Raw genomic sequence first — 24,760 nt, forward strand, 5'->3', positions numbered from 1 at the left:
GTGAACAATACCTTAGGCGCCACAAAAGCAGTGCCTCACTCCTCCCGGCTATGTATGGGCAACCGGTAAGGGATAGCGTGTCTGTCGCTCCACTTTTTGACGGACAATATCCACAGTAAAAACGGGGAAGGAATAACGCAGAGAGGGGATAACTAAAATAGGATCAGTGGCTTATCTCCAAAAGTGCTCTGCCGCAGGAAAGGGCGCATGATATCTGCTTATTATCTTCCTGAACATAAATTTATTTTTTTATGAAAAACCTACCAGCTACCATCGGACTTATAGGCGTTCTTACCCTCTTTGTTTTCTTCAGGGGTAACCCGGACAAGGCGCAGGCGGCTCCGGTAAAGCCTATACAAACTGACCAGATTGAAGTATTTGCACAGGACACTTTTCCACCTAAGCCAATGGACACAGTGATGAAACACAAGAAGAAAAAAGATAAAAAAGGAGATACTTCCTGGCCACAGAGAAGAGATACTTTACTCAGATGATTTTAGCGGAGGGGAAATTCCCCTCCTTTTTTATTGTTCAAGCGTACCAAATAAACCGTTCTTATAATCCTGTATAGCCTGCTCGGTTTCTTCGGCGGTATTCATTACAAAATTATCTTTCGCTGCTACCGGTTCATTGATGGGTTCCGCGCAAAGGTATAACAGCCGGGTATTTTCAAGCGCGGTGATGTGAATGTCCGCTTGCTCATCGTCCTTATCAAATACTACAAGATGATAGCCTGCTACTGCTGTTCCGTTCACTTCTATTTTTCCATCTATTACATACAGCAGCGTCCAGTATCCACGTGTAGCCGTAAGCGTTACCTCTTTCCCGGCTTCCACATTTCCCCAGATAGCAGTGATAGGTGTGAAGTTTTTTAACGGCCCGGTTTTACCTTCATATTCGCCGCCCACAAGGGTAAGGTGTACACCTTCTTTTTCCGCTACTGCGGGCATTTCCGTTCCTTTAATATACTGGTACCAGGGATCTTCTGCTTTATGCGCGGCGGGCACATTAAACCAGAGCTGCAACAACTCGTAGTTACCCCCTTTCTTCAGAAATTCTTCCGACGGGCCTTCACTGTGCAGGATCCCTTTCCCGGCAAACATCCATTGTACGTCGCCGGCGGTTACGGTCATGGCATTACCTGCATTATCGCGGTGGTAGCCCTGCCCCTGCAGCATAAAGGTAACCGGTGCAAACCCGCGGTGAGGGTGCGGATGCAGCCTGTCTTCCGGCGATCCGGGCGCAAAATACTTAGCCGGCATATGATGCACCACAATAAACGGATTGGCAAAACGGAACTGCATAGTGGGCAGCGACTGCCGCACTACTTCCGTATCGGTAATATGTTTTTCGCGTCCTTCGAGAACGTGGAGGATTTTCTTCTCCATAAAAAATATTTTATCGGATCAGTTTTAACCTGGCTTTTTCCACGGAGCTGCGGAACATTTTCAGGATCAGTACTTCATAATTTTCAATGATGATCACTTCACCTTCCCGCGGAATGTTTCCGTGGATGTAGTTTATTAAACCGGAAAGGGTTTCATAATGTTCGCTTTCCGGCAGCGGGTAAGGTAATAATTCATTGATATCTGCGAGGTATTCATGCGCATCCACAATAAAATTATCATCTTTCTGCTCTACAATCGGCGCTTCATGATCATGTTCATCCTGGATATCCCCTACCAGTTCTTCCAGGATGTCTTCCATTGTAACAATTCCTTCGGTATCGCCGAATTCGTTGGTTACCACGGCCATTTGCAGGCGTTGTCCCTGGAAGGTGCGCAGCAGGTCTTTTATTTTCATGCTGTCCGGTACATAAAATACCGGCTTCATGATATCCTTTATATTATGGAGTGTTTTTTCGTGCATTCCCTTTACCACATCTTTGGTATATACCACGCCTTTCAGTTCGTCGAGCGAACCGCTGGACACGGGATACCGGGAATATCCATCTCTGATTACCTGGTCTATCAGCTGATCCAGGGGCAGATTGATGTCGAGGGAGGAAATATCTTTACGGTGGGTGAGAATTTCTTTTACGCGGCTGTCGTCAAACATAAATACATTCTGGATCAGTTCCCGTTCGGTTTCCTCAATCGCGCCGCCTTCCTGGCTTTCAGAAATGATCAGTTTCAATTCCTCTTCCGAATGGATTTCCGACTCCCCGGCGGGTTTAATGCCCATAAGACGAAGGATACTGTTGGCGAAGCCGTTGAGCAGCCAAATAAAAGGACGGAAGATCACGAACAGCGCCCGCAGCGGGATGGCTACCACCAGCGTGGTGGGCAGCGGTTTGCGGATGGCCATTGATTTAGGGGCCAGTTCCCCGAAAACGATATGCAGAATGGTAATAATGGTAAAAGCAATGGCGACGGCGATTACATGAGTGGCGGCGAGTGAAATGGTAACACCCAGGCTTGCCATCAACTTTAGTACGATGGCGGTCATTACCGATTCGCCTACCCAGCCAAGGCCCAGTGAAGCCAGCGTAATTCCCAGCTGCGTCGCCGCCAGGTATCCATCCAGGTTATTCAGGATGCTTTTGGCTGCGGCAGTGGCTCTTTTGCCTGCTACGCTGCCTTTGCTGTTGATTTGAGAAGAACGTACTTTAACAATGGCAAATTCTGCCGCAACAAAGAATCCGTTTAATAATACTAATATAATTGTCCAGAAGAGTTGCCAAAGCATGTAGTTGTTAAATTGGTTCGCAACCCCAAATATAGGTAAATCAATTTTTATACGTTCGGGTATTTTGAGGAATTACCCTTTATAAATTAAAATTTCGGGAGATATATCACTGATTTTACCTTTCTTCCATGCAATTTTTTCCAAGCAGTCTACTTATTTCATAGAGTTTATGTATTTTGTGGGGAATTAAGGCTGGCACATTAATAAAAAATGGAGAAAGAACTTACTACCCTCGCTGCGCCCGCAGCTACGAGCACAAATGAATCAAATGCTGCAACGCCGCAGGAAAGCGTCAACTTTAGAAAACAGCGCTGGATTTATGGTATCGCAGGCATCCTCATACTAGGCGTTATACTTGGTGTGGCATGGTGGCAATCGCCCGATTTCCGCACCTACGTGGAAGACGTGCCTCCTACTTTTTATTATTTCCTCATAGCCGGGTTTATTTTCGCCATGATCGACGGCGCCATTGGTATGTCTTACGGCATTACCTCTACTACCTTTTCCCTGTCGATGGGTATTCCGCCTGCATCAGCGAGTACGGCGGTACATATCTCCGAGATCCTCAGCTGCGGTATTGCCGGCTGGATGCATATGCGGATGGGTAATGTCAATAAAACATTATTCAAACTGCTGATATTACCGGGTATTGCCGGAGCGGTGATAGGCGCTTACCTGCTGTCGTCGCTGGAACATTACGCACAATACACCAAGCCGGTAGTATCGCTTTATACGCTCATCCTCGGCACGGTGATCCTGATGAGGGCCATTAATGCGCAGCGTAAAAAACACGTGGCTAAAAAAATAAAGAAAATAGGTTTGCTGGGCTTTGGTGGCGGGTTTATAGACGCCATTGGCGGCGGAGGCTGGGGTTCTATCGTATTATCTTCCCTGATTGCCGGCGGCAGACATCCCCGCTTTTCGCTGGGCACGGTAAAGGCTACCCGCTTTTTTATCGCTATGCTCAGTTCCCTCACTTTTGTAACCGTATTGTACCATGTACACTGGGATGCCGTACTCGGCCTCGTGATAGGCAGTGCCATCGCTTCTCCCATTGCGGCAAAAGTATCCAATAAAATTTCTGCTAAAACTATTATGGTGGCAGTAGCGGTAATTGTGATCCTGGCAAGTATGAGGAGCATCTACATGTTTGTGCTCAAAATCATATAGTCGTAGCCGTTAATCGTTGCTTACCTGCTGGTTTACCTTTAAAGTAATGGGCTTGTTGATTTCATATTCCACCAAAGCTTTAATGGTGATCACCTCCCGGTCGCTGAAAGGCCGCTGCGGAAGGAACTTCGGATCTATATCCACCTGGATTTCTGCGGTCCGGTCTTCAAAAAGATAGTTATTACCACGGAGCTTTTTAGTAACGTAGCCGGTCACCTTAACGGCGATGCTGTCGTTGTGCAGTTGCCGGGCATTGCGCATCACCTCTCCGATGGTGTAAGTCCGTTCCTGCAGAGCGAACAGGGGAAGCAACAAACATAGCATCCAGCTTTTCATGATAAATATATTGGTTTGCTAACACCATAAACAATAATCATGACAGATTGTTCACCGAACAGATACATTTGGTTATCTTGTAAATCATAAACTTCAGGTATGGGATTCCTCAAAACGTACAGCAGTATGTTCTGGTTACTGGCAGGCATCATCGCCGGCAGTATTGCCGGGCTTATATTTGGTGAGCGTGTAGCCATTATTAAACCATTGGGTGATGTTTTTTTAAACCTGTTGTTTACTGCCATTATACCACTGGTATTCTTTGCTATCTCCTCTGCCATTGCCAACATAGAAGCAGGGCATAAGCTGGGCCGTATCCTCGGCGTTATGTCGCTGGTATTTCTGAGTACCGTTCTCATCTCTGCCTTTCTTACGATTGTGGCCGTCTGGATATTTCCTATCCACCAGCAGGTAACCCTCACAAAAGATGTGAACCTGGAACAGCCGGGTAACTGGGGGGAACAGTTGGTACGACTGCTCACCGTGAATGAATTTTACGAGTTGCTGTCACGTAAAAATATGCTGCCGTTCCTCATCTTCTCCGGGCTGGTTGGTTTTGCCGCTATGCGTACCGGTGAAAAAGGCGCTGCTTTCCGCGGCTTTCTGCAATCCGGTAATGAGGTGATGAAAGATATCCTGACGCTCATTATGAAATTGGGCCCTGTTGGGCTGGGCGCCTACTTCGCTTACCAGGTGGGCACCGTAGGGCCACAACTGTTTGGCACCTACGCGCACTCCCTCGGTATTTATTATGGCTTTGGCATCGTGTATTTTATTGTTGGCTTCAGCGCATATGCGTTTGTTGCCGGTGGTATACCCGGTATAAAAATTTTCTGGAAGAATAATATCATTCCTACCCTTACTGCTGTTGGTACCGGCAGCAGCATCGCTACTATTCCGGCTAATCTCCAGGCAGTAGAACGGATGGGCGTTCCACGCGATATTGGTAATGTGGTGGTGCCATTGGGCGCCACGCTTCACAAAGACGGCTCCAGCATTTCTTCCATTATAAAAATGGCGGTGGTGTTTGCCATGTTCGGAAGGGGCTTCGATGGTGTAGCAGTAATTTTAATGGCACTAGGCGTTACCGTTATAGCCAGCATCGTGGAAGGCGGTATTCCTAACGGCGGTTACATCGGCGAACTGCTGGTGATGAGCATTTACGGCTTCCCCATAGAAGCGCTCCCGCCGCTGATGATTATAGGCACACTGGTAGATCCGCTGGCTACGATCCTCAATGCAACGGGAGACAATGTAGCTGCCATGCTCACAACACGTTTTCTGCGAGGGCGGGCGCCGGCAGTTTCGTAAATGCCTGCTCCAGGTCGGCCAGCAAGTCGGCTGTTTCTTCCAACCCTACTGATAAACGGATCAGGCTATCGCTCACGCCTGCTGCCCTTCTCTTTTCTGCGGGAATGGATTTATGGGTCATGGCCGCGGGGTGACACAACAAACTTTTGATACCGCCTAGGCTTTCCGCCAGTTTAAAATAGTGCGTGGAGGTAACAAAAGCAGTGGCTGCTTCCGCCCTGTCATCTTTCAAAGTAAAAGATATAATCCCTCCAAACCCTTTACTCTGCCGCTTTGCCAGCTCATGCCCCGGATGCGATGGCAGCCCCGGGTAAAATACTTTATCCACTGCCGGGTGTTTCCCGAGGTATTCTGCCAGCGCCTGTGCGTTAATACCATGCTGCTTAATACGCAGATGTAATGTTTCGATACCACGTATCAGCAGGAAGCTGTCGAATGGCGAAAGAATAGCGCCGCAGGCATTCTGATAAAATTTGATCTCCTCTCCCAGCTGTAATGTTTTAGCTACTACTACCCCTGCAATCAGATCGCTGTGGCCGCCCAGGTATTTGGTAGCGCTGTGGATCACCAGGTCGGCGCCCAGCTGCAGCGGCTTTTGCAGCACGGGGGAAGCAAAGGTATTATCTACACAAAACAAACAGTTATGTGCTTTTGCAATGCGGCCAATGGCTTCAATGTCTGAAATCTTCAGCGTTGGATTGGTGGGCGTTTCCAGCCAGATCAGGCGTGTGGCCGGCGTGATGGCGTTGAACACCGCCTGCGTATCAGAAGTATCCACATAGTTTACTTTGATACCAAACTTCTCATATACTTTATTGAATAACCGGAACGCACCTCCGTAAATATCATCTACCGCTACAATTTCATCGCCCGATTTCAGGAGTTTGATCACCGCGTCAATCGCTGCCAGGCCACTGGCAAAGGCAGATGCAGTAGCGCCGCCTTCCAGCTTTGCAATGATCTTTTCTGCGGTTTCGCGGGTAGGATTATTGGACCGGGCATAGTCGTATCCTTTATTTACGCCGGGCGCGTCCTGCACAAAAGTAGAGGTCTGATAAATAGGCACGGCAATAGCGCCTGTTTGCGGATCTACGGGAATAGAATGGATCAGTTCAGTGATAGTGCTCATCCTTGTTTGATTTTTAGTTTGATGAAAATTGATTAAACAGGTCCGTTAAATGAGCATATCAAAAAGGTGGGAGCATAAAAAAAACTCACCTGGGAGCCAGATGAGTTTTCTAATATTGGAAGAATAATATAAAGCAAAACTATTGATCTGACTTATCTTTCCTGGTCCGTAAACCGGGATGGATGCAGCACCTTTCACTGTTTGCACAGTGATGGTTGCTAAGGTATCGTCGGGCCATGTCCCTCCTCCTTTCTTGATAAGCTATTTAAAGAACTGGTGCAAAGATAAGGCAGAAAAAATAACTTCCAAATTTATTTTCCTACAAAATCAGTAGACTATTGTTTATGTGCGAGTGTTAAACGGATGCCTTCTTCATAAGAAGTAGGTTTCACTTTAAAATGCTGCTCAAACTTTGTAGAGTCGAAAATATAGGGATAGTTGCTTTGGTACAGCATTTCCTTCATTTCCCGGATCGTGGTATCAAACAGCCCGGAGAGCGTGAGCATAAAGCTGCCCAGCTTCATATACTTAGGTTTTACGCCCATCTGGGTAGCAATCATATTCACATATCCGTTACCATCGGGCGCCGGGTTGGCGGTGGGCAGATGCCATACCTGGTTCCAGGAAGTATCGTCCTGGGAAAGCAGGTATAATCCTTTGGCGGCATCCGGCGTAAAGGTGTAGCTATGTGTCTGATCGTCTTTTCCGAGCCACATGGCATTGCTGTTCTTCCTGAACTTATCGATGATCAGCAGGTTGAGGAAACCGGTTTTATCGGCGCCGGGTCCGTAGAAGTCGGCGGACCTTGCAATGGTGGCGGTCAGGTTACCGGCCTTCACCTCGTTCATCAATTGGGTGGCAATAGCCGCACGGATCGTTCCTTTCTTACTGGCCGGATGATACGGCGTATCTTCTTTCATTGGGCCGCTTACTAACCCGTAAGGATATACGTTGTCGAAGAAGATGAGTTTTGCACCGGCTTCTTTGCAGGCATTAATTACATTGGTCATGATCTTCGGCCATGCGTCTGACCATACCTTGATATCATATTTGAGACCGGCAGTAAGAAATACCACGGCGCTGCCTTTTACGGCTTTCTTTGTTTGCGCGGCATCGGTAATATCAGCCGGTACCAGGTCGGTAATGCCTTCAATGGATTTCGGCGAACGGCTTACGAGACGTACCCTTTTGCCGTGGCGCACCAGTTCGGCTGCCAGATCGTTAGCAATAATACCTCCTGCACCGAGGATTGTATATAAGGGCTGGATAGAAGAATCAGACATAAAATGAGGATGTGTTTATTATGATAGACGAATGAGTGAACGGAATATTTTATTTCAGGGGTCTAAGGGATCAAAAACATTTACCTGCAGCGACCGGAGGTCTGGCAGGAACGACAAAAAGTAAAGATCGGCTTGCTTGATATCTGCCGCAGGCATGTATCCCAGCTCTGTTGTACAGCGTTGGGTAAACATCGGGCTGTTCACATAGGCGATGTGCATGACGTCAGACACGCACATCATCCTTTTATTGGCTGGTATGCCGCTCTGCCACACGATCCTTACGGCATTACGCACGTTGGTGGTGGTGTGGCGGGCATAAGGATCTACCATTACCGCTGAAGCCGGGATCTTTAGTTCATTTACCAGGTATTTCTTCATTTCCACCGCTTCGGAATATTGGGTCCCCACGGGTCTTACATGCCCGCCGGATACAATAATAAAGGGGGCCATTCCTTTGCGGTACAGTTCTGCCCCGGTGCGGCAGCGGCTTTTACCGGTTTCGCTGATTGTTTCCTTTGCCACGGGGCTTGCCCCCAAAATAAGCATGGCGGTGTATGGATATTTGTTCCAGTCTGTTTTCTTTATTTGTTTATACGCTTCTTCATTGGTACCGGATAAGGGTTCATAGCGCACGGCTTCATCGCGGCGGTTTAGTTCCAGTAAGCCCAGCGCCACCTGCAACGACGGCTGGAAAAATAAGTCCGGCTGCTTTTCCGCCGCCTGTTCCATTACACGTTGCACCATTGTCCTGTAGGCGGGCGATAACACATAATAAGTGGCAGAGTCAATCACGGGGTAACGCAGCCCTTTACCGTTCGTATAGGCATTAAGGATATAGTTCACCCCATCGGCAGCGTCTTTCCAGGCAAGAGAGAGGAATGCGGCGTCGGTTTTGCCGGCATATAGCTGGAACAGGCCACTGCCCCGCATTTCGCTTAACAGGCGTTCCATCTCCTTTGGGTGCTGCTGCAATAATGTAAGAAAGGCGCCACTCACTTCATTAATGGTACTACCGCTAAACTGCAAAGAAGCGGTAAGATCGCCGCTACTCACGGGATGGGCTACACGCTGTGTGTAGGTGTTGCGCAATGCGATAAGCGTACTGTCTTTATTCATCAGCTGTGGCAGCCCGGGCACACGCTCCAGCAGTGTGAACAGGTAAAAGATCCTGTCCTGCAAAACGCTGGTTCCCTTGTAAAATTTGTAATGCAGGTCCGGCGAAGCAGGTTGACCAAAAGTACAGGATAACACCAGGAGTAACAGGCCGGTAAGAAAGCAGTTTTTCATTAAAGCAGGTATTACAGGAACAATAATACAAAAGGAAAAGGGAACTTTATCTTCTCCCTTAAATATAACCTATATTTTATATACCAATATTTAAACCTTGAAGCCTGACGGTATATGAAAGTTTTAATAGGTAAAAATATATAATGTATTAAATATAATAATATATAGGAAACTCAGCAGAAAATACATACCCATTCTTTTTGTTTTTCATTGATTATCTATTAGTTACGGAATATAAAATCATTTATTTTCGTCGCGGTTTAGCCACCAAGCCAACGTCCCAATCATATGTAACAATGTATACAACCCAAGAAAAAAAGACCTTTGTACGTTATGCTGTGTTAACGATAATGGTGATTGTTCTGATGACCTTTTTTATGATCATCTCTTTAAGAAAGAAAGAGTCAGCACAGTTAAGCATAGTTGTTAAAGACCTGATAGCCACCAAAACAGATGTTGGTCATATTGACCAGGCCGTACAGCTGCTATATGCAGCCGATAATAACTTCCGCGTATATACGCTTACCTACGACAAGCATTACCTGAATGCTTATGTGGGTCAGTTGAGCAGCATTACTGCGCACCTGGACAGCGCCATGAACTCCGCCAAAAATGAGAAGCAGCTACATGCGCTCTTGGCCGACAAAGCAAGGAAGTCGCAGCTGTTCCTACAGACACGGCAATACGTAGATTCATTACTGCAGCTATCGCAGGTATGGGACACGGCCACCCAGCCCCTCCCCCTGCAACAACTGGGCAATATCAAAATACCGGCGCCTAATATAAAAGCTGATACCATTGTTACTACGGAAACAGCTACCACCAAAGGCCGCAAGAAATTACTGGGCCGCATCAAGGATGCGATCAGTAATAAATCGCAGGTACAGCAAACCAGCCAGCAGGTGAAAATCGTTCAATACGACGCCCCTAAAGAGGGCAAAGCCTTTTCAAAAGATCAGCTGTCAAAGATCCAGGCCGCCTATAACAAGTTTATAAAAGACGCCACCGAAAGTCATAATAATCTGAAGCAGAAAGAATATGCCCTCGTTATTGCCAACGAACGGCTGTTCTCCGGGCTGCTTCTCCTCATGGCCAACCTGAAACAGAATATTGTAGCGGAAACCGATAAGAAGCGGTTACAGCTGGGCCAGGACATCGATCATTCCCTCTACAGGCTGGATAAGCACAATTACTGGGAAATTCCCCTCATCCTGTTACTGGCGGGGATCATTATATATGGTATCGTCCGTTTATACCGCTACGACCTGGCTTTGCTGAGGGCCAAGCAACAGGCGGAAAAGTTTGCTCAACAGAAAAGCGACTTTGCAGCTACCATCAGCCATGAAATACGCACACCGGTGCAGTCGGTGCTCGGCTACACGCACCTGCTGGAGCGCGACCAAACACCGGAAACGGTGGCGGCTATACGTCATTCGGCAGAAATGCTGTTACAGGTGGTAAATAACGTGCTCGACTACACGCGGATGGAATCTGCAGAGCCACTGTTAAGGGAAGAGAAGTTTGCTCCCCGCACCGCTATTGAAGAGGTGTGCAATACCCTGGCCGTACAGGCATCCATGAAATCACTGACGCTGGATGTAAACATTTACTTCCCCAGCACTTTAATTGTATTGGGCGATGCCTTCCGGTTGAAGCAGGTATTGATTAACCTGGTGGCCAACGCCATTAAATTCACGGAAAAAGGGGGCATTACCGTAACAGCGCATATGCGTGACAACAACTTATTACAGGTAAGCGTAAAAGATACAGGTGTAGGTATTTCACATAAAGAACTACCTTTGGTATTCGATGCTTTCTCTCAGGGAAATAACCATTATCATAAAGGAAGCGGATTGGGATTGCATATTTCCAAGAAGATCATCGAGCTGCACAACGGAAAGATACATGTAGAAAGTCTTGCAGGAAAAGGCTCTACTTTTTATTTTGAAATCAGGTACAAGCTGATGACCCCATCACCTGTTACCAAAAAAATTATTGTCCCGGTGAATAATACATCTACAAACGCTACTATTCCGGCAGGTATCCGGTTACTGGTGGTTGAGGACAGTATCCTCAACCAGAAATTACTGGCCCTGATGCTGGACAGAATGCAGGCTTCCTACCTGATTGTTTCTTCAGCAGAAGAAGCGCTGGAAGTGTACCATCGTGAAGCATTCGATTTTATACTGACCGACATTGACCTCCCCGGTATTGATGGACTGATGCTGACCAACATGATCCGGGAATTACCTGACAAGAAGAAAGCCGCAGTAACCATTATTGCCATTACCGGTAATGTTATGGAAGATGATATTGAGCTGTATCTCCGCTCAGGTTTAAATGATTACATCATGAAGCCTTACCGCGAAGAGGACATCCTGGAGAAAATTACCAGGCATCACCAAATGGCTTAAATTGCGGAATGACTATCGCCGATCAGATCATTGCTTTCAACAGCCAGCTGCATTTCCCGGGCAAGTTGCCCGCAGGTATACGTGTGATGAACCCTTTCCGGGAAGGCCCCGGTATTATGGGTATCATGACCCAGTTCTACAAAAAATTTTATGACGACAAACAGCCGCGGCAACTGATCCTGGGCATCAATCCCGGCCGGCTGGGATCGGGGTCAACCGGCGTACCCTTTACGGATACCAAACGTATGTGGGAAAAGTGCGGCATTGAAATTACCGGGCTTAAAACGCACGAGCCTTCTTCTGTTTTTGTGTATGACGTGATAGACGCCTATGGCGGGGTGAAAAAGTTTTACCAACATTTTTATATCAGCTCCATTTGTCCGCTTGGATTTACCTCCCTCCAACCCGGCGGAAAAGAAATAAACTACAATTATTACGACAGCGCTGCTTTAACAAAAGCTGCTTATCCGTTTATTGTGAGCAGTTTAAAAGAACAATTGCAGTGGAATATCAGTCGTGAGGTATGCTATTGTATGGGGACAGGAAAGAATGCCGCGTTCCTGCAGGCATTAAATGAAAAGGAGAAATTTTTCGGGGCCGTTGTTCCGTTGGAACATCCCCGTTTTGTGATGCAGTATAAATCCAAAACGAAGTCGCAGTATATCGACAAATACCTGACGGCTTTTGAGGAACACACATAACCCCAACCTGTGGATTTTTTACGCCGTCTGAACCGCAATCTGGTCTGCAATGTTGTTCAGTAGTCCCATGTTTAAACGACGGCCGTTGTCTGTAGCGCCTGGTGCGCGCACAAATCCGTCCTCATCTTTTTCCATCATTACCTCTTCTCCGTCTACATCTACCAGAAAGCGTTCAGCTGAAGAGGGCTTTACATAAAAGCGGCCTCCGGAAGTTTTGATCATAAAAGCGTTCATAAGATTCTTTTTTCTAAGAGATCTTACGCAAACCACGGACCAGCTATGTCAGGACAAAAAATAAAAATATTGATTCCAGATCAGTTCGAATTCTGCCTGGGAAATTAACTCCGGAATAAACTGCCGTTCTTCACTGATTTCTTCCAAACCGGGCATTACCTGGTCGGACAAGGCGGTACCGCCGAAATGAAAATTGCTGCAGGCAATGCCGAAGCTTCCATCCGGGTAGATTTCAATTTTCCGGTTTTCGAAACGCTGCGAATCTATCTCACTGTACAGGTATATTGGTTCGTCTTCAAAATGATGAAGCCAGGATACTTTGAGATACTCCATGCTCAGATTTTTACAAGACGGCAGTCCCAGGTATCTTTGGGTTGTTCGGGTACCGGATCGGGCGTTACCACGCCGGTGATCTGGTAGATATTGCCTTCTTCATGCAACCGGTCGCCTATCTGAGGGGTCAGTTCCTCTTTGAAGCGGATGGTGGCAATGATACCGAACGACTTGTAACTATGAATTTTCACAATACTCGCAGACCTTACGGGTAAGAGCAATTCGGCTTTTTTGCGATTGTGACTCCTGTACAGGGAGAACATCAGCCATAATGCGAGGGCAAACAGGCCAAGGAGCAGCAGATTCACGGCTTTTTTTAGGTTTAGGTTGAATAAATATGTTATGGTTGAACCGCACCTCCTGTTGGCATAAAAGAGGTGATACTACAATATAGTGAATTTAACGCATGTAATCAATTTTTTTTACAAGGGCGGGCGGATTGGTCCCGGGGAGGAGACATGGAGAGTAGTGCTTACTTAAAGGTTACTTCCCGGATGCTTCTCCGGTGCTTCGGACATGGGTACCTGATGGACTATCCATGCACTATCTATACTGTTCGCATGCACTCCTCATGCACTATTGATGCACTATCCATGCACTATCTATGCACTATCTATATATTAAGGTCGCCAGAGTCCGCTGATATGATTTTTCAGGGAGAAGGGGTACGGCGGTATTTATCTCCTTTAATTATAATATCAAAACATATTTTCTAAACATTAATATTAAATACCTGCAATGGATCATCGTAGAGGAAAGTATATCCCAGCAGGTTTCTCAGTTTACTGGACCCCACAATCTTATACGGCTCCTCTTCCGCGGGCAATCTGCGCGGCATCTGGATACCGAGGCGTTGTGCGGCGGCCTTGTAGTAATGGCTGCGTTGCGGATGTCCGCTGGCGCAGGCGTTAAACACTTCGCCCCATACCTCTTTTTCTATCACCTGCCGGATAACACCGATGCAGTCGTCCCGGTGGATCACGTTCATGGGCTGGGCGTTGGCTTTCCGGCCTTCCATGATACGGCGCTGGTCCGGTAGCCGGTCGTAGCCAATAAGGCCGCCGAAACGCAGCACAGTGGTATCAAATGCGCCTGATTCCAGCAGCAGGTTTTCTGCTTCCCGCAATGCCATCCCGTTGGGGGTATCGGGCAACTCTTCATTTTCTTCTGTTACCAGTCCGTTGATATCTTTATATACGGAGGTAGAGCTTACAAAGATAACTTTGCGGATAGGCGTGGTTTCTATAAAGCTGCGCAACAGGGCTATTTCAGATACATGTGCATCTTTGCCCCTTTCTTTCCGTGGCGGAACATTTATGATGAGTATGTCGGCATCCCAGAAGGCGTCGGGGCCTGTTAGTACATCTTCCGACAGTACTACGGTGTATGCTTCCAGGCCGAGCGCCTGCAATTCCTGTACGCCTGCAATGCTGGTGCGGGCTCCTTTTACGGAATAGCCCAGGGTTTGCAGGTGCAATGCCAGGGGCTTTCCGAGCCAGCCACAGCTTAAAACACTGATCCTCTCCTTTCTTTCCTGTTTGTGGGTTATTGCTGTGCTGTCCATATAAAATAATATTTTACCGCAATAATGCTGATTACCATCACGAAGGTAACTGCGTGATTAAGGTACATCACCTTGCTGAATTCTCCGTGTTCAATACTGCGTTCATTTTCACCGATGTAAGGCTTGTGTACTACCACGCCCTGGTACGAATTGGGACCACCAAAGCGGCAGTCAAGAATCCCTGCCAGTGCGGCCTCCGGGTATCCTGAGTTTGGGCTGCTGTGTGCCGGTCCGTATTTAATCATAAAATGCCAGGCACGACTGCTGCCATACAGGAGGATCATCAACAACGCCGTGATACGGGCCGGAATAAAATTAGCTACATCATCCAGGCGGGCGGCAAAGCGTCCAAAATACAGGTATTGCCCGTTCTTATAACCTATCATGGAGTCAAGGGTATTGATCATCTTATACAGCATCATACCGGGCAGGCCCAGCACTGCATAAAAAAACAGTGGCGCTACTACCCCATCGCTCAGGTTTTCCGACATCGATTCAAACACCGCGATACGGATCTGATCTGGTGAGAGATGAGCGGTATCCCTCCCAACTATCCACGACAGCCGCCTGCGGCCGGCTTCCAATCCTTCTTGATGTAAAACATCAAATACTTCTTTGCCTTCCTGCAGCAGGCTTTTGTTGGCCAGCGCAAAAAAAACAAACACTGCACTGAATGCATAGTACACTACTGGCCACCCCGATAGTACTATAAGCGTAAAATAAAAACTTATATACACGGCCACGCACAGTGTAATAGTGAGCAATGCTCCCTTCCAGAACCTGGCACGGCCCCTGTTCAGCAAACGCGTACCCTGGCTGATCAGCCAGCCATAAAGTTTTACCGGATGCGGCCAGCTGCGCGGATCTCCCAGCAGCAGATCGGCGGCATACCCTAACAGTAACGGCAGTACGAATGCTAATAGAGGGTCCATTGGCGCAAAGCAATAGTCAGTAATTGATTATCGGCGGCATTGCGGCAGGCCACCCGGCAATGCCCGGGTCCCAGTCCGTAGAAATTAGAGGCATCACGGATCAGCAGTCCATACTTCTCCATCAGCCAGGCCTTCAGCGTAGCCGCCGTACCTGTTAATGTTTCAAACAAAAAATAATGCGTATGCGATGTATACACTTTATACTCCGGCATCTTACGGACACTCTCCCATAAATAAAAAGTTTCCTGCAACAGGCTGCCGGTGGCAATGGTAAACTGCTCCGGGTGTTCCAGGATATAGTAGCCGGCTTCCAGTGCCAGGCTATTTACCGACCACGGCATCCGGAAAGTACGGACACGGTCCAGCAGTTGTTTTCTTCCCGCCACATAACCCAGCCGTAATCCGGGGATGCAACAGGTTTTTGTCATGGACCTCAGCACCAGTACATTCGGCAACCGCTGCAGGTGCGGCAGCATGGTAGTGGCATTCAGTGTAAATTGTATATAGGCTTCATCAATGATGAACACCGTATGCTTGTTATGTGTGATGAGTTTTTGCAGGGCCGCTTCATCCAATGCCTGCCCGGTAGGATTGTTAGGATTGCAGATAAATACCAGGTCGCTGCTGAACACTGTATCCGGCGTAAGTTTATCCCATTGCAGGTACTGCACCTGGTGCCGGTATAGCTTACACGCATCTGCATACTCCGAAAAAGTGGGTGCTACCACCGTGGTAGTGGCTCCTGTGAATGCCTGTGCCACGAGGTAAATAGCCTCTGTGCCTCCATTGGTGACCAGGATGCTGCCAGCAAGCAGCGCGGCCTGACTTTCCAGCAGGGCCTGTAGTTTTGCACCACCAGCATCGGGGTAATGATCTATGCCGGTTACTTTATTCTTCAGATGCTCCTTCAATCCTTCCTGTAAACCGCCATACCATACGTTGGAGCTGAAGTCAGCTTTCACCTGCTGATTAAACAGGTACCCATCGTCTCCGTGTCCTTGTATCATAATGCAATAATATTATAATTCCAGTGCCTTATAAACAGCCGGAATGTCCAGATGTTCACGGATGTGTGTTGCCAGTTTGTTATATTGTTCCTCTTTAAACCGGCGGTAATCGAACTCCTTTGCTACTGCGGGTTTCCCGCAATGCGCCAGCAGATCGTTGATCACTGTATCATTATCCAGGATACCATGCAGGTAAGTACCCCAGCAGTTGGCGCGGAGGAAATACCCGTCTGTGCCGTCATCGGGAAATGTATTTAGCGGAGAAGGGATGGTGGCGGTAGTATCTCCCATATGAATTTCATATCCTTCACACACTTTCTGCTGATCCCGGTAGTAAAAACTTCTTTGCCGGGTTACTTTTTCTTTTGTAAGCACGGTGGAAACCGGCAGGATACCCAGTCCTGGTATACTTCCTGCAACACCTTCCACACCGTGAGGATCCGCTACCTGCTGGCCCATCATCTGGTAGCCACCGCAAATACCGATCACTGCTTTATTTCGTTTATACGCTTCCGTTATAGCGGCAGCGGTACCGTTATTCCTGATCGAGACCAGGTCGGCGATGGTATTTTTACTGCCTGGCAGGATAATAATGTCTGCTGCAGCCAATTCAGCGGGATTATCTGTATAAAAGATATTCACCCGCTCATCTTTTTCCAGTGCATTAAAATCAGTGAAGTTGGACATATGCCGCAACAACACAATGGCTATATTTATTTGCCCTGCGGCAAACCGTTTTTGTTTCAGCGGTAATGAAACCGCATCCTCTTCTTCGATATGAATATCATGATAATAAGGCAACACGCCAGTTACAGGCACGCCGGTAATGCTTTCCAGCATTGCCCGTCCATCTTCAAATAAACGGATATCACCACGGAATTTATTGATGATAATACCTTTGATCAGTGCTTTTTCTTCCGGCGGCAACAGCGCGATGGTTCCGTATACGCTGCCGAAAATCCCCCCACGGTCAATATCTGCAATGAGATATACTGCTGCCCCGGCATGCAACGCGATCCGCATATTGGTGATATCTTTTGCGCGCAGGTTCAGTTCTGAAATACTGCCCGCACCTTCCATTACCACGGGATTAAACCGTTGCGATAAACGGTTAAACGCACCTTTTACTTCATCAAAGAGGGCACGCTTATCATCTTCCATGAAGTATTCCCAGGCCGACTGATTACCGGCCGGCTTGCCGTGCAGTACCAGCTGGGCGTTGCGGTCACTGGTAGGTTTCAGCAGCACCGGGTTCATATCGGTATGACACGGCACCCCGGCCGCTTCCGCCTGTACGGCCTGCGCACGGCCTATTTCCAGGCCATCGGGCGTTGCGTAGCTGTTGAGCGACATATTCTGGGCCTTAAAAGGCGCCGGAGCATATCCATCCTGTTTAAAAATACGGCAAAAACCGGCAGTGATCACGCTTTTGCCTACATCGGAAGCCGTACCCACAAACATTACCGGCCGGAGTTGTTTCATTCGTTCATGACATTGGTGCTGGCGCGAAGATATTAACTTTAAGATAAGAATACCAGCTTATACCGCCCACAAGACGATGACCAGCACTGTAATTATTTAAATATTTCATCTCCTACCCCACTATTAATCGCCGCCTTTTTCACTTTCATCACCGCATCATAACCACCTGCATTGGTAGTAATGGTAAACGGCAATTGTACACCATTTACATCGCGGTAATCGGTGAAGTCGGTAGTCGTTTCTTTTTCGTTGCCTTCCTGTCCGGGCAGGGAAACGGTACGTACTTTCAGGCCCGTTTTTATATCGTAGTAGTTGCGCAGCAATGCCCCGTTGGAGGTAGCAATACTGATAACATAGGTGCTTGTATTATTTACGTCGGCTGTCAGCGGCGCCAGTTCCAGCTTTACATCGTTGGTGCGGTTGAGGTATTGCAACTCCGGGAAAAGGCTGTTCTTATCTCTGAGGATAGCTTTGTCTGCCGGCGAAAGCGGTACTTCCTGTCCCATGCGCATCATGCTTATATTACTGCCATTGATCAGCAGCTTAAAGGCAATTAATTTATTAACCGGAATACTTACCACCTGTAGTATTTTATCCGGTTGTTTGGCCTGCAAAGTGCGCTCAATAGGTGTTCCCTGGATGTTCCCATCTTCTTCCAACAACAGGTCTTTTACACTATTCAGCTTATCGGCCCCGCCTATGGCATCGATATATTTTTTTAATATAGCCGTGCCCGTAGTACCATCCGGTACAGGTTTGCCCAGGTCTGCTTTCCAGCTGTTATTGGCAGGATTGATATCAGGGAAATTACCTGCGGGATCAATGATTACGCTGGTTAGCTTAGTAGTGGAAGGATAGCGGAATGTCCAGCTACTGCCACGCTGCCATACTTCCACGGGCAGATGCATCGTATCTGTTTTACCATTGGCATCTGTTACTGCCAGCACTACCGGCATCGGAAGTTGCTCCAGGTTCTGAATGGTGATGAGTGCGCCCTGTGCAGGGTCGTTCTTTACATACTTCACTTCTTTTACGGCCTGGTCCAGTTTCCAGGTATTAAAGAACCAGCCGCGCCAGAACCAGCTGAGGTCTTCGCCGGCAGCATTCTCTATACTTCTGAAAAAGTCCCATGGTGTAGGATGTTTAAATGCCCACCGCTTAATATATTCCCGGAATGCATAGTCGAAACGTTCCGGACCCAGGATTTCATTTCTGAGGAGATTCAGTCCTGCTGCGGGTTTATAATACGCCGCGATGCCATTGTAATTAAGACCAATAACATCCGGGGTATTCATGATGGCTTCTGCGTTAGCGGAAAACAGCATGGGGGCTGATCGCTGCATACTTTGACGGGCAGCGTATTCTCCCATGTTAAAATTTTTGGTAGAGATCCCGTTAATGAAAGTATTGAAGCCTTCGTCCATCCAGGCATATTTACGTTCGTTGGAACCTACGATCATAGGGAACCAGTTATGTCCGAACTCATGGTCTGTAACGCCCCAGAGGCCACCCTTTGTGGATTTCCAGTTACAGAAAACAATACCGGGATATTCCATTCCACCTACAACGCCTGCTACATTGGTAGCTACCGGGTAAGTATATACGTACCATTTATCTGAGTAGTGTTCGATACAGCCTTTCACATATTCGGTAGATCTGCCCCAGGCGTTTTTGCCGGCTACTTCTACCGGGTAAAGTGATTGTGCCAGCGCCTTTTTGCCACCGGGCAGGTTAATACGGGCGGCATCCCATATGAAGGCTGCGGAGGCGCCCCAGGCTACATCGCGGGTATTTTTACATACGAAATGCCAGGTACGGTTTCCTTTGGGTGTATTATTTCTTACGTCTGCGCTGTCGCGGATATACACGGTTTCATCGCTGTTACGCGCTTTGGCAAGCTGGCTCATTTCCTTTGGCGACAATACCTGTGCTTCATTTACCAGTTGCCCGGAGCCTCCTATCAGCAGGCTGGCGGGAGCAGTGATGGTATAATCGAAGTTGCCGTACTCGAGGTAAAATTCCGATGCGCCCAGGTAAGGAATGTTATTCCATCCGAGTACATCGTCATATACCGCCATGCGCGGGTACCATTGTGCTATTTCGTAGATCCATCCGTTAGCGGTGCGCAGCCGGCCGGTGCGGTCGGTACCATATTCCGGGACCGTATAGGCGTAATCTATTTTCAGTTGCAGGGAGGCGCCTGTTTTGAGGGCATCTGCCAGCTTCACCTGCATACGGGTATCATTTACCAGGTAATTGGCGGAGGCGGTTTTCCCGTTGGCAATCACGCTTACGCTTTTCAATTCAAAACCCTGTGTGAAGCTCCGGTTGGCAAACCGTTCGCCGGAAGCCGCTACCGTAGCGCTGCCGCGGGAATCTTCGCGGTAGATGTTCTGGTCCAGCTGCAGCCATAAAAAGGGCAGTTGATCCGGGCTGTTATTTTTATAGGTAATGACTACGGAGCCGCTTATACGATGTTGAGCCGTGTCGAGGGTTACGGCCAGTTTATAATCCGCCGCATTCTGCCAGTATTTCGGACCAGGCTGGCCGCCTGCACTGCGGTATTCATTACCGGGAGCGGGATAAAATAGCGGGGAAAAAGCCTCATGCGCATCGTATTTGGATACTGTCTGGCCCATTCCCTGCTGCATCCCGGTGCATAATAGCAAGGACGCGATAGCATAGATTCTGTTGATTTTCATCGGAAGAGAATAGATTTAGAAGCACCGAATATACAGAAAATGCCGGCAGTATAAAACCGTTACAGCGAACAACAAAGTGTGGAATTACTTTGCGGTTCGCTGTAACGGCTTTTTATGGGACACGTTTTTTTAAAGACCGTGTTCTTTTAATTCCTTTTTCACATGTTTAAGACGGAAAGCAAAGATAATGCTGAGGATACCCGTTCCCCAGAAGGCCGCCGCCATAAGTCCCAGTACCGTGGCTATACCGAGTGCCGGGTTATCGAGAATAAAGATGGAGATAATAATCAGGCCGATCCCTCCTACCAGCAGCCAGCCCCAGTTGGGCACCTTATCTGTTTGCAGCTGGATGGAAAATCCTATCAGGCTGATACCCTTGAACAGGAACCAGAAAGCCAGGAAAAGCGGGATCACCGCCATGCTCACAGAGGGATACAGCATCAGGATAAAGCCTACCACCAGATCTATGATGCCTGAGGCAAGCGACCATCCCCAACCGCTGTGTACTTTACGGTTGCCTACTGCAAAAGCAATTTCAAAGATACCCGTCACAAACAGGGTAACGCTGAAGAAAATGCTGAGCAATACATAGCTGCTGAAGGGATTGGAAAAAACAATACAACCTGCAATAAGGAATATGATCCCGTTGAGCAGGTACAACCACCAATACTTCACATTATTCCTGATAGCCGAAATGAATTGTGACATAATAATTACTTTAACGTGATGAAAGGATAGTACTACGTTTCTCTCTAACACATCCCATAGTAAAATGTTCGCCGGGAATATAGGCGCACAAAAACCGGGGAAAAGCACTTAACTTTGTCCAAATGATTTAAATCATTTATTTAATAAAAGACGGAAACTATCTTTGTGGAATGAATAAGGCGATCAAGCAAGACAGACAGCCACCTAACTGGTGGCACCAGGCAGACTTCATGGGCATTCACGCGGTGCCCTTACTGGCATTCTTCACCGGTACAACAGCATTTGACTGGATATTGTGCGGTGTACTGTATGTAGTACGTATGTTTTTTGTAACGGCTGGTTACCACCGTTATTTCTCGCACCGTGCATTTAAAACGTCGCGGTTCTTCCAGTTTATCCTGGCGGGAGGTGCGCAAAGCAGTTTACAGAAAGGCGCCTTATGGTGGTCGGCCAATCACCGTATTCACCACAAGCACAGCGATACCCCCGAAGATCCGCATTCAGCGAATGTTTACGGATTCTGGTACGCCCATATCGGCTGGATCATGGGGCCTGAATACAAACCTACCCGTTTTGACCTGATCAAGGATCACAAAGCGAAAGAGTTGTTGTGGCTGAATAAATGGCATATGGTACCTGCAGTGGTATTGGCTATAGCCGTTTATTTTGTAGGTAATAAAGTAAATGGCACCGGCTGGTTCGACTGGTCCGCAGGATTGTCTACCTTATTGATCGGATTTTTCCTGAGCACCGTGCTGTTATATCATGGTACTTTTACCATCAATTCACTTATGCACAAAATTGGTAATAAGAGATATTATACCGGAGATGAATCCCGCAACAGTGCTATTCTGGCGCTGATCACCCTGGGAGAAGGCTGGCATAACAACCACCACTACTACCAGAGTGCAGCCAGACAGGGTTTCTACTGGTGGGAATTTGATATCACCTACTATGTTATCAAAACATTAGGCTTCCTGGGAATAGTATGGGAAATACGCCCGGTTCCGGCCAAACTGAAAGAAAGCAATAAGCTGAAACAGCAGTCTGCTCCACGCGTACCAGTGGAGGAACTGAATTAAGCGGATTTTGTCTTACTCAGGATTAGGCTGATTATACTGATTTAAGGATTTTACTTTTTGGATTTTATACCTGATTTGGGGAGATATAAGTGGATACTTTCGCTTATATCTCCCCAAATCCTTTTAAATCAACAGTGATCAAATCCTTAAATCAGTATAATCAGCCTAATCCTGAGTAAGACAAAATCCGCGTTATTTTTCTATCTTGTCTCCCTAAAATTAAAATTCCATGCAATACACACCCGCAGCAGACAGGTATAACAGTATGACCTACAACAGGTGCGGTAAGAGCGGTTTACAGCTGCCTGCCGTATCACTGGGTTTATGGCACAACTTCGGATCTGTTGATAATTTTGAGAACGGACGCAGTATTATTCATAATGCTTTTGATAAGGGTATCACCCATTTTGACCTCGCCAATAACTACGGACCGCTACCCGGCAGTGCGGAAGAGAATTTTGGCAGGGTATTGAAACAGGATTTCACCGGGCATCTGCGGGATGAACTGATCATTTCCACCAAAGCAGGGTATACGATGTGGCCCGGTCCTTATGGCGACTGGGGTTCCCGCAAATACCTTATTTCCAGCCTGGACCAGAGCTTACGCCGCATGCAGCTCGAATATGTAGACATTTTTTATTCGCATCGTCCGGACCCCGCCACCCCTATTGAGGAAACAATGGGAGCGCTGCACAGCATTGTGCAACAGGGAAAGGCGCTGTACGTGGGACTTTCCAATTATACTGCCGAACAAACAAAAGTAGCGGTAGAAGTATTGAAATCACTCGGTACCCCCTGCCTTATACATCAGCCTAAATACAGCATGTTTGAACGCTGGATAGAAGGCGGACTGCTGGATGTGCTGGAAGCCAATGGCGTAGGCTGTATTCCCTTCTCCCCCCTGGCGCAGGGGTTACTTACCGACCGTTATCTGAATGGTATCCCCGCCGGTTCCCGCGCCAGCAAGCCTACCGGGTTCCTGCAGGAAGGTGAAGTGACGCCTGAAAGAATTGAGAAAGTGAAAAAGCTGAATGTACTGGCACAGCAACGCGGCCAGTCCCTCGCACAAATGGCGCTGGCCTGGATCCTGAAAGACAAACGGATCACCACCGTATTGATCGGCGCCAGCTCCGTTGCACAACTGGACAACAACCTGGATACGTTGAAAAATACAGCTTTTACAAAAGAAGAACTGGACGCTATTGAAGCGATATTGAAATAGTTTTATAGTGGTAAGCCGTTAGCAGGAGATGCTAACGGCTTACGGCTACTTTCTTCGTTTTGCCCGCTCGTATTGCACCGGCCATTTAATTTCTGCACCCAGTTCATGGGCCGCCCTCAGCGGGAAATAAGGATCACGCAGCATTTCGCGGGCCATCAATACCATATCGGCCCAACCGTTGGCGATGATTGACTCGGCTTCTTCAGCCGTGGTAATTAATCCTACTGCACCGGTGGCAATACCGGCTTCCTTCCGGATCTTTTCTGCAAAAGGTGTCTGGTATAAAGGTCCCACTTTAATCTGCTGGTGTGCAGCCAATCCACCGGAAGAACAATCTACCAGGTCCACTCCTTTCTCTTTTACAATGGCAGCCAGTTTTACTGATTCTTCCGGGGTCCAGCCGCCTTCGGCCCAGTCGGTAGCTGAAATACGCAACAGTAAAGGATATTGCTCCGGCCACACTTCACGTACGGCTTCCACTGTTTCCACGAGGAGCCGGATCCTGTTTTCAAAACTGCCGCCATATTCATCTGTACGGTGATTACTAAGGGGAGATAAAAAGTTGTGCAGGAGATAACCATGCGCACCATGTATTTCTATTACCTGGAAACCTGCCTTCAGTGCGCGGATAGCCGCTGCTTTAAAATCGTCTTTCACTTTACGTATGCCTGTTTCCGTGAGTGCTACCGGCACCGGGTATACGTCGTTAAAAGGAATCGCGCTGGGCGCTACCACCTCCCAGCCGCCATCTTCTGCGGGCAGGGCGCGGCTGCCTTCCCACGGCCTTAATGTACTGGCTTTCCGGCCGGCATGGGCCAGCTGAATACCGGGAACGGCGCCCTGCGCGGAAATAAATGCGGTGATTTCCTGCAGCATAGGTATGTGCTCATCCTTCCAGATACCCAGATCGTGAATGGAAATACGGCCTTCCGGAGATACTGCCGCGGCTTCCGTAAGTACCAGCCCTGCACCACCCACAGCCCGGCTTCCGAGATGCACCAGGTGCCAGTTGGTGGCAAATCCATCGGTGGAAGAATATTCACACATAGGCGATACCGTTATCCTGTTCCGGAAAGTAATTTCCCTCAATTGCAAAGGACTAAACAAATGTGACATAAAACGCTGCTTTTAAGACCGTTAAAATTAAGCATTAATCGTATAGCGAAAACATAATA

Annotated in this window: 23 protein-coding genes and 1 riboswitch; of the genes, 7 read left to right on the forward strand and 16 right to left on the reverse strand. The window is 47.8% G+C overall.

Annotated features, from left to right (window positions below):
* The first annotated feature begins 251 nt into the window (after positions 1-251).
* Complete coding sequence (locus B5Z18_RS02080; protein ID WP_079467737.1) at positions 252-494, forward strand: hypothetical protein; 243 nt, start codon at positions 252-254, stop codon at positions 492-494.
* Positions 495-524: 30 nt separating this feature from the next.
* Here the strand turns inward: B5Z18_RS02080 and B5Z18_RS02085 are convergent, their stop codons facing one another.
* Together B5Z18_RS02085 and B5Z18_RS02090 are read right to left on the reverse strand one after the other, a co-directional pair.
* The gene (locus B5Z18_RS02085; RefSeq protein WP_079467738.1) at positions 525-1,388 is read right to left on the reverse strand and encodes a pirin family protein; all 864 of its coding nucleotides are present in this window, start codon (positions 1,386-1,388) and stop codon (positions 525-527) included.
* 10 nt (positions 1,389-1,398) lie between these two features.
* On the reverse strand, positions 1,399-2,688 hold the full coding sequence (locus B5Z18_RS02090; protein ID WP_079467739.1) for a hemolysin family protein: 1,290 nt from the start codon (positions 2,686-2,688) through the stop codon (positions 1,399-1,401).
* A 210-nt stretch (positions 2,689-2,898) separates the two neighbouring features.
* Between B5Z18_RS02090 and B5Z18_RS02095 the strand changes: the two genes are divergently transcribed.
* Entirely contained in the window at positions 2,899-3,858 is a 960-nt protein-coding gene (locus B5Z18_RS02095; protein WP_079467740.1) for a sulfite exporter TauE/SafE family protein, read from the forward strand.
* Between the two features lie 9 nt (positions 3,859-3,867).
* Here B5Z18_RS02095 and B5Z18_RS02100 read toward each other — a convergent pair whose 3' ends face one another.
* Positions 3,868-4,194 (reverse strand): NirD/YgiW/YdeI family stress tolerance protein, encoded by a 327-nt coding sequence (locus B5Z18_RS02100; protein WP_079467741.1) that lies wholly within the window; start codon positions 4,192-4,194, stop codon positions 3,868-3,870.
* A 99-nt stretch (positions 4,195-4,293) separates the two neighbouring features.
* On the opposite strand from B5Z18_RS02100, the gene B5Z18_RS02105 reads away from it, so the two are divergent.
* The gene (locus tag B5Z18_RS02105) at positions 4,294-5,505 is read left to right on the forward strand and encodes a dicarboxylate/amino acid:cation symporter (protein ID WP_079467742.1); all 1,212 of its coding nucleotides are present in this window, start codon (positions 4,294-4,296) and stop codon (positions 5,503-5,505) included.
* Here B5Z18_RS02105 and B5Z18_RS02110 read toward each other — a convergent pair.
* From B5Z18_RS02110 to B5Z18_RS02120, 3 genes are all read right to left on the reverse strand, one after another.
* The gene (locus B5Z18_RS02110) at positions 5,462-6,634 is read right to left on the reverse strand and encodes a trans-sulfuration enzyme family protein (RefSeq protein ID WP_079467743.1); all 1,173 of its coding nucleotides are present in this window, start codon (positions 6,632-6,634) and stop codon (positions 5,462-5,464) included. The two genes, B5Z18_RS02105 and B5Z18_RS02110, sit on opposite strands and share 44 nt — an antisense overlap.
* Positions 6,635-6,783: 149 nt before the next feature.
* Positions 6,784-6,897: riboswitch (SAM riboswitch) on the reverse strand.
* A 72-nt stretch (positions 6,898-6,969) separates the two neighbouring features.
* Positions 6,970-7,917 (reverse strand): NAD-dependent epimerase/dehydratase family protein, encoded by a 948-nt coding sequence (locus tag B5Z18_RS02115; RefSeq protein ID WP_079467744.1) that lies wholly within the window; start codon positions 7,915-7,917, stop codon positions 6,970-6,972.
* A 54-nt stretch (positions 7,918-7,971) separates the two neighbouring features.
* Complete coding sequence (locus B5Z18_RS02120; protein WP_079467745.1) at positions 7,972-9,204, reverse strand: YdcF family protein; 1,233 nt, start codon at positions 9,202-9,204, stop codon at positions 7,972-7,974.
* Between the two features lie 296 nt (positions 9,205-9,500).
* Between B5Z18_RS02120 and B5Z18_RS02125 the strand changes: the two genes are divergently transcribed.
* Both B5Z18_RS02125 and B5Z18_RS02130 read left to right on the forward strand, forming a co-directional pair.
* Complete coding sequence (locus B5Z18_RS02125) at positions 9,501-11,618, forward strand: ATP-binding protein (RefSeq protein ID WP_079467746.1); 2,118 nt, start codon at positions 9,501-9,503, stop codon at positions 11,616-11,618.
* Positions 11,619-11,626: 8 nt separating this feature from the next.
* Positions 11,627-12,319: a uracil-DNA glycosylase family protein gene (locus B5Z18_RS02130; protein ID WP_079467747.1), complete on the forward strand. Its 693-nt coding sequence runs from the start codon at positions 11,627-11,629 to the stop codon at positions 12,317-12,319.
* 18 nt (positions 12,320-12,337) lie between these two features.
* Here the strand turns inward: B5Z18_RS02130 and B5Z18_RS02135 are convergent, their stop codons facing one another.
* The 9 genes from B5Z18_RS02135 to B5Z18_RS02175 all read right to left on the reverse strand — a co-directional run bounded on the left by B5Z18_RS02135 (position 12,338) and on the right by B5Z18_RS02175 (position 21,281).
* On the reverse strand, positions 12,338-12,553 hold the full coding sequence (locus B5Z18_RS02135) for a hypothetical protein (protein ID WP_079467748.1): 216 nt from the start codon (positions 12,551-12,553) through the stop codon (positions 12,338-12,340).
* A gap of 48 nt (positions 12,554-12,601) precedes the next feature.
* Entirely contained in the window at positions 12,602-12,886 is a 285-nt protein-coding gene (locus B5Z18_RS02140) for a DUF6881 domain-containing protein (RefSeq protein ID WP_079467749.1), read from the reverse strand.
* Positions 12,887-12,888: 2 nt separating this feature from the next.
* Positions 12,889-13,194 carry a head-tail adaptor protein gene (locus B5Z18_RS02145; protein ID WP_079467750.1) on the reverse strand — a complete coding sequence of 102 codons (306 nt, stop codon included), beginning with the start codon at positions 13,192-13,194 and terminating at the stop codon, positions 12,889-12,891.
* 404 nt (positions 13,195-13,598) lie between these two features.
* Complete coding sequence (locus tag B5Z18_RS02150; protein ID WP_079467751.1) at positions 13,599-14,450, reverse strand: Rossmann-fold NAD(P)-binding domain-containing protein; 852 nt, start codon at positions 14,448-14,450, stop codon at positions 13,599-13,601.
* Positions 14,432-15,382 carry an adenosylcobinamide-phosphate synthase CbiB gene (cbiB, locus tag B5Z18_RS02155; protein ID WP_079467752.1) on the reverse strand — a complete coding sequence of 317 codons (951 nt, stop codon included), beginning with the start codon at positions 15,380-15,382 and terminating at the stop codon, positions 14,432-14,434. The genes B5Z18_RS02150 and cbiB overlap by 19 nt, the downstream gene beginning before the upstream one ends.
* On the reverse strand, positions 15,367-16,389 hold the full coding sequence (locus tag B5Z18_RS02160; protein ID WP_079467753.1) for a pyridoxal phosphate-dependent aminotransferase: 1,023 nt from the start codon (positions 16,387-16,389) through the stop codon (positions 15,367-15,369). Before B5Z18_RS02160 ends, cbiB begins: the two co-directional genes overlap by 16 nt.
* A 12-nt stretch (positions 16,390-16,401) precedes the next feature.
* A complete protein-coding gene (locus tag B5Z18_RS02165; RefSeq protein WP_079467754.1) occupies positions 16,402-17,871 on the reverse strand; it encodes a cobyric acid synthase in 1,470 nt (489 codons plus the stop codon).
* A gap of 92 nt (positions 17,872-17,963) precedes the next feature.
* A complete protein-coding gene (locus tag B5Z18_RS02170) occupies positions 17,964-20,573 on the reverse strand; it encodes a M1 family metallopeptidase (protein WP_159454156.1) in 2,610 nt (869 codons plus the stop codon).
* A 129-nt stretch (positions 20,574-20,702) separates the two neighbouring features.
* The gene (locus B5Z18_RS02175; protein WP_079467755.1) at positions 20,703-21,281 is read right to left on the reverse strand and encodes an HdeD family acid-resistance protein; all 579 of its coding nucleotides are present in this window, start codon (positions 21,279-21,281) and stop codon (positions 20,703-20,705) included.
* A 170-nt stretch (positions 21,282-21,451) separates the two neighbouring features.
* Between B5Z18_RS02175 and B5Z18_RS02180 the strand changes: the two genes are divergently transcribed.
* Positions 21,452-22,363 carry an acyl-CoA desaturase gene (locus B5Z18_RS02180; RefSeq protein WP_079467756.1) on the forward strand — a complete coding sequence of 304 codons (912 nt, stop codon included), beginning with the start codon at positions 21,452-21,454 and terminating at the stop codon, positions 22,361-22,363.
* Between the two features lie 229 nt (positions 22,364-22,592).
* Positions 22,593-23,585 carry an L-glyceraldehyde 3-phosphate reductase gene (gene mgrA, locus B5Z18_RS02185; protein ID WP_079467757.1) on the forward strand — a complete coding sequence of 331 codons (993 nt, stop codon included), beginning with the start codon at positions 22,593-22,595 and terminating at the stop codon, positions 23,583-23,585.
* Between the two features lie 45 nt (positions 23,586-23,630).
* Here mgrA and namA read toward each other — a convergent pair whose 3' ends face one another.
* Positions 23,631-24,701: an NADPH dehydrogenase NamA gene (gene namA, locus B5Z18_RS02190; protein ID WP_079467758.1), complete on the reverse strand. Its 1,071-nt coding sequence runs from the start codon at positions 24,699-24,701 to the stop codon at positions 23,631-23,633.
* Positions 24,702-24,760: the final 59 nt, after the last annotated feature.

It is taken from the genome of Chitinophaga ginsengisegetis (assembly GCF_900168065.1).
Classification (GTDB): Bacteria; Bacteroidota; Bacteroidia; order Chitinophagales; family Chitinophagaceae; genus Chitinophaga; species Chitinophaga ginsengisegetis.

What these genes read in the sequence shown, in the direction of transcription:
- B5Z18_RS02080 (WP_079467737.1), top strand. Translation starts at nt 252, where the DNA reads ATGAAAAACCTACCAGCTACCATCGGACTTATAGGCGTTCTTACCCTC.
- B5Z18_RS02085 (WP_079467738.1), bottom strand. Translation starts at nt 1,388, where the DNA reads ATGGAGAAGAAAATCCTCCACGTTCTCGAAGGACGCGAAAAACATATT.
- B5Z18_RS02090 (WP_079467739.1), bottom strand. Translation starts at nt 2,688, where the DNA reads ATGCTTTGGCAACTCTTCTGGACAATTATATTAGTATTATTAAACGGA.
- B5Z18_RS02095 (WP_079467740.1), top strand. Translation starts at nt 2,899, where the DNA reads ATGGAGAAAGAACTTACTACCCTCGCTGCGCCCGCAGCTACGAGCACA.
- B5Z18_RS02100 (WP_079467741.1), bottom strand. Translation starts at nt 4,194, where the DNA reads ATGAAAAGCTGGATGCTATGTTTGTTGCTTCCCCTGTTCGCTCTGCAG.
- B5Z18_RS02105 (WP_079467742.1), top strand. Translation starts at nt 4,294, where the DNA reads ATGGGATTCCTCAAAACGTACAGCAGTATGTTCTGGTTACTGGCAGGC.
- B5Z18_RS02110 (WP_079467743.1), bottom strand. Translation starts at nt 6,634, where the DNA reads ATGAGCACTATCACTGAACTGATCCATTCTATTCCCGTAGATCCGCAA.
- B5Z18_RS02115 (WP_079467744.1), bottom strand. Translation starts at nt 7,917, where the DNA reads ATGTCTGATTCTTCTATCCAGCCCTTATATACAATCCTCGGTGCAGGA.
- B5Z18_RS02120 (WP_079467745.1), bottom strand. Translation starts at nt 9,204, where the DNA reads ATGAAAAACTGCTTTCTTACCGGCCTGTTACTCCTGGTGTTATCCTGT.
- B5Z18_RS02125 (WP_079467746.1), top strand. Translation starts at nt 9,501, where the DNA reads ATGTATACAACCCAAGAAAAAAAGACCTTTGTACGTTATGCTGTGTTA.
- B5Z18_RS02130 (WP_079467747.1), top strand. Translation starts at nt 11,627, where the DNA reads ATGACTATCGCCGATCAGATCATTGCTTTCAACAGCCAGCTGCATTTC.
- B5Z18_RS02135 (WP_079467748.1), bottom strand. Translation starts at nt 12,553, where the DNA reads ATGAACGCTTTTATGATCAAAACTTCCGGAGGCCGCTTTTATGTAAAG.
- B5Z18_RS02140 (WP_079467749.1), bottom strand. Translation starts at nt 12,886, where the DNA reads ATGGAGTATCTCAAAGTATCCTGGCTTCATCATTTTGAAGACGAACCA.
- B5Z18_RS02150 (WP_079467751.1), bottom strand. Translation starts at nt 14,450, where the DNA reads ATGGACAGCACAGCAATAACCCACAAACAGGAAAGAAAGGAGAGGATC.
- cbiB (WP_079467752.1), bottom strand. Translation starts at nt 15,382, where the DNA reads ATGGACCCTCTATTAGCATTCGTACTGCCGTTACTGTTAGGGTATGCC.
- B5Z18_RS02160 (WP_079467753.1), bottom strand. Translation starts at nt 16,389, where the DNA reads ATGATACAAGGACACGGAGACGATGGGTACCTGTTTAATCAGCAGGTG.
- B5Z18_RS02165 (WP_079467754.1), bottom strand. Translation starts at nt 17,871, where the DNA reads ATGAAACAACTCCGGCCGGTAATGTTTGTGGGTACGGCTTCCGATGTA.
- B5Z18_RS02170 (WP_159454156.1), bottom strand. Translation starts at nt 20,573, where the DNA reads ATGAAAATCAACAGAATCTATGCTATCGCGTCCTTGCTATTATGCACC.
- B5Z18_RS02175 (WP_079467755.1), bottom strand. Translation starts at nt 21,281, where the DNA reads ATGTCACAATTCATTTCGGCTATCAGGAATAATGTGAAGTATTGGTGG.
- B5Z18_RS02180 (WP_079467756.1), top strand. Translation starts at nt 21,452, where the DNA reads ATGAATAAGGCGATCAAGCAAGACAGACAGCCACCTAACTGGTGGCAC.
- mgrA (WP_079467757.1), top strand. Translation starts at nt 22,593, where the DNA reads ATGCAATACACACCCGCAGCAGACAGGTATAACAGTATGACCTACAAC.
- namA (WP_079467758.1), bottom strand. Translation starts at nt 24,701, where the DNA reads ATGTCACATTTGTTTAGTCCTTTGCAATTGAGGGAAATTACTTTCCGG.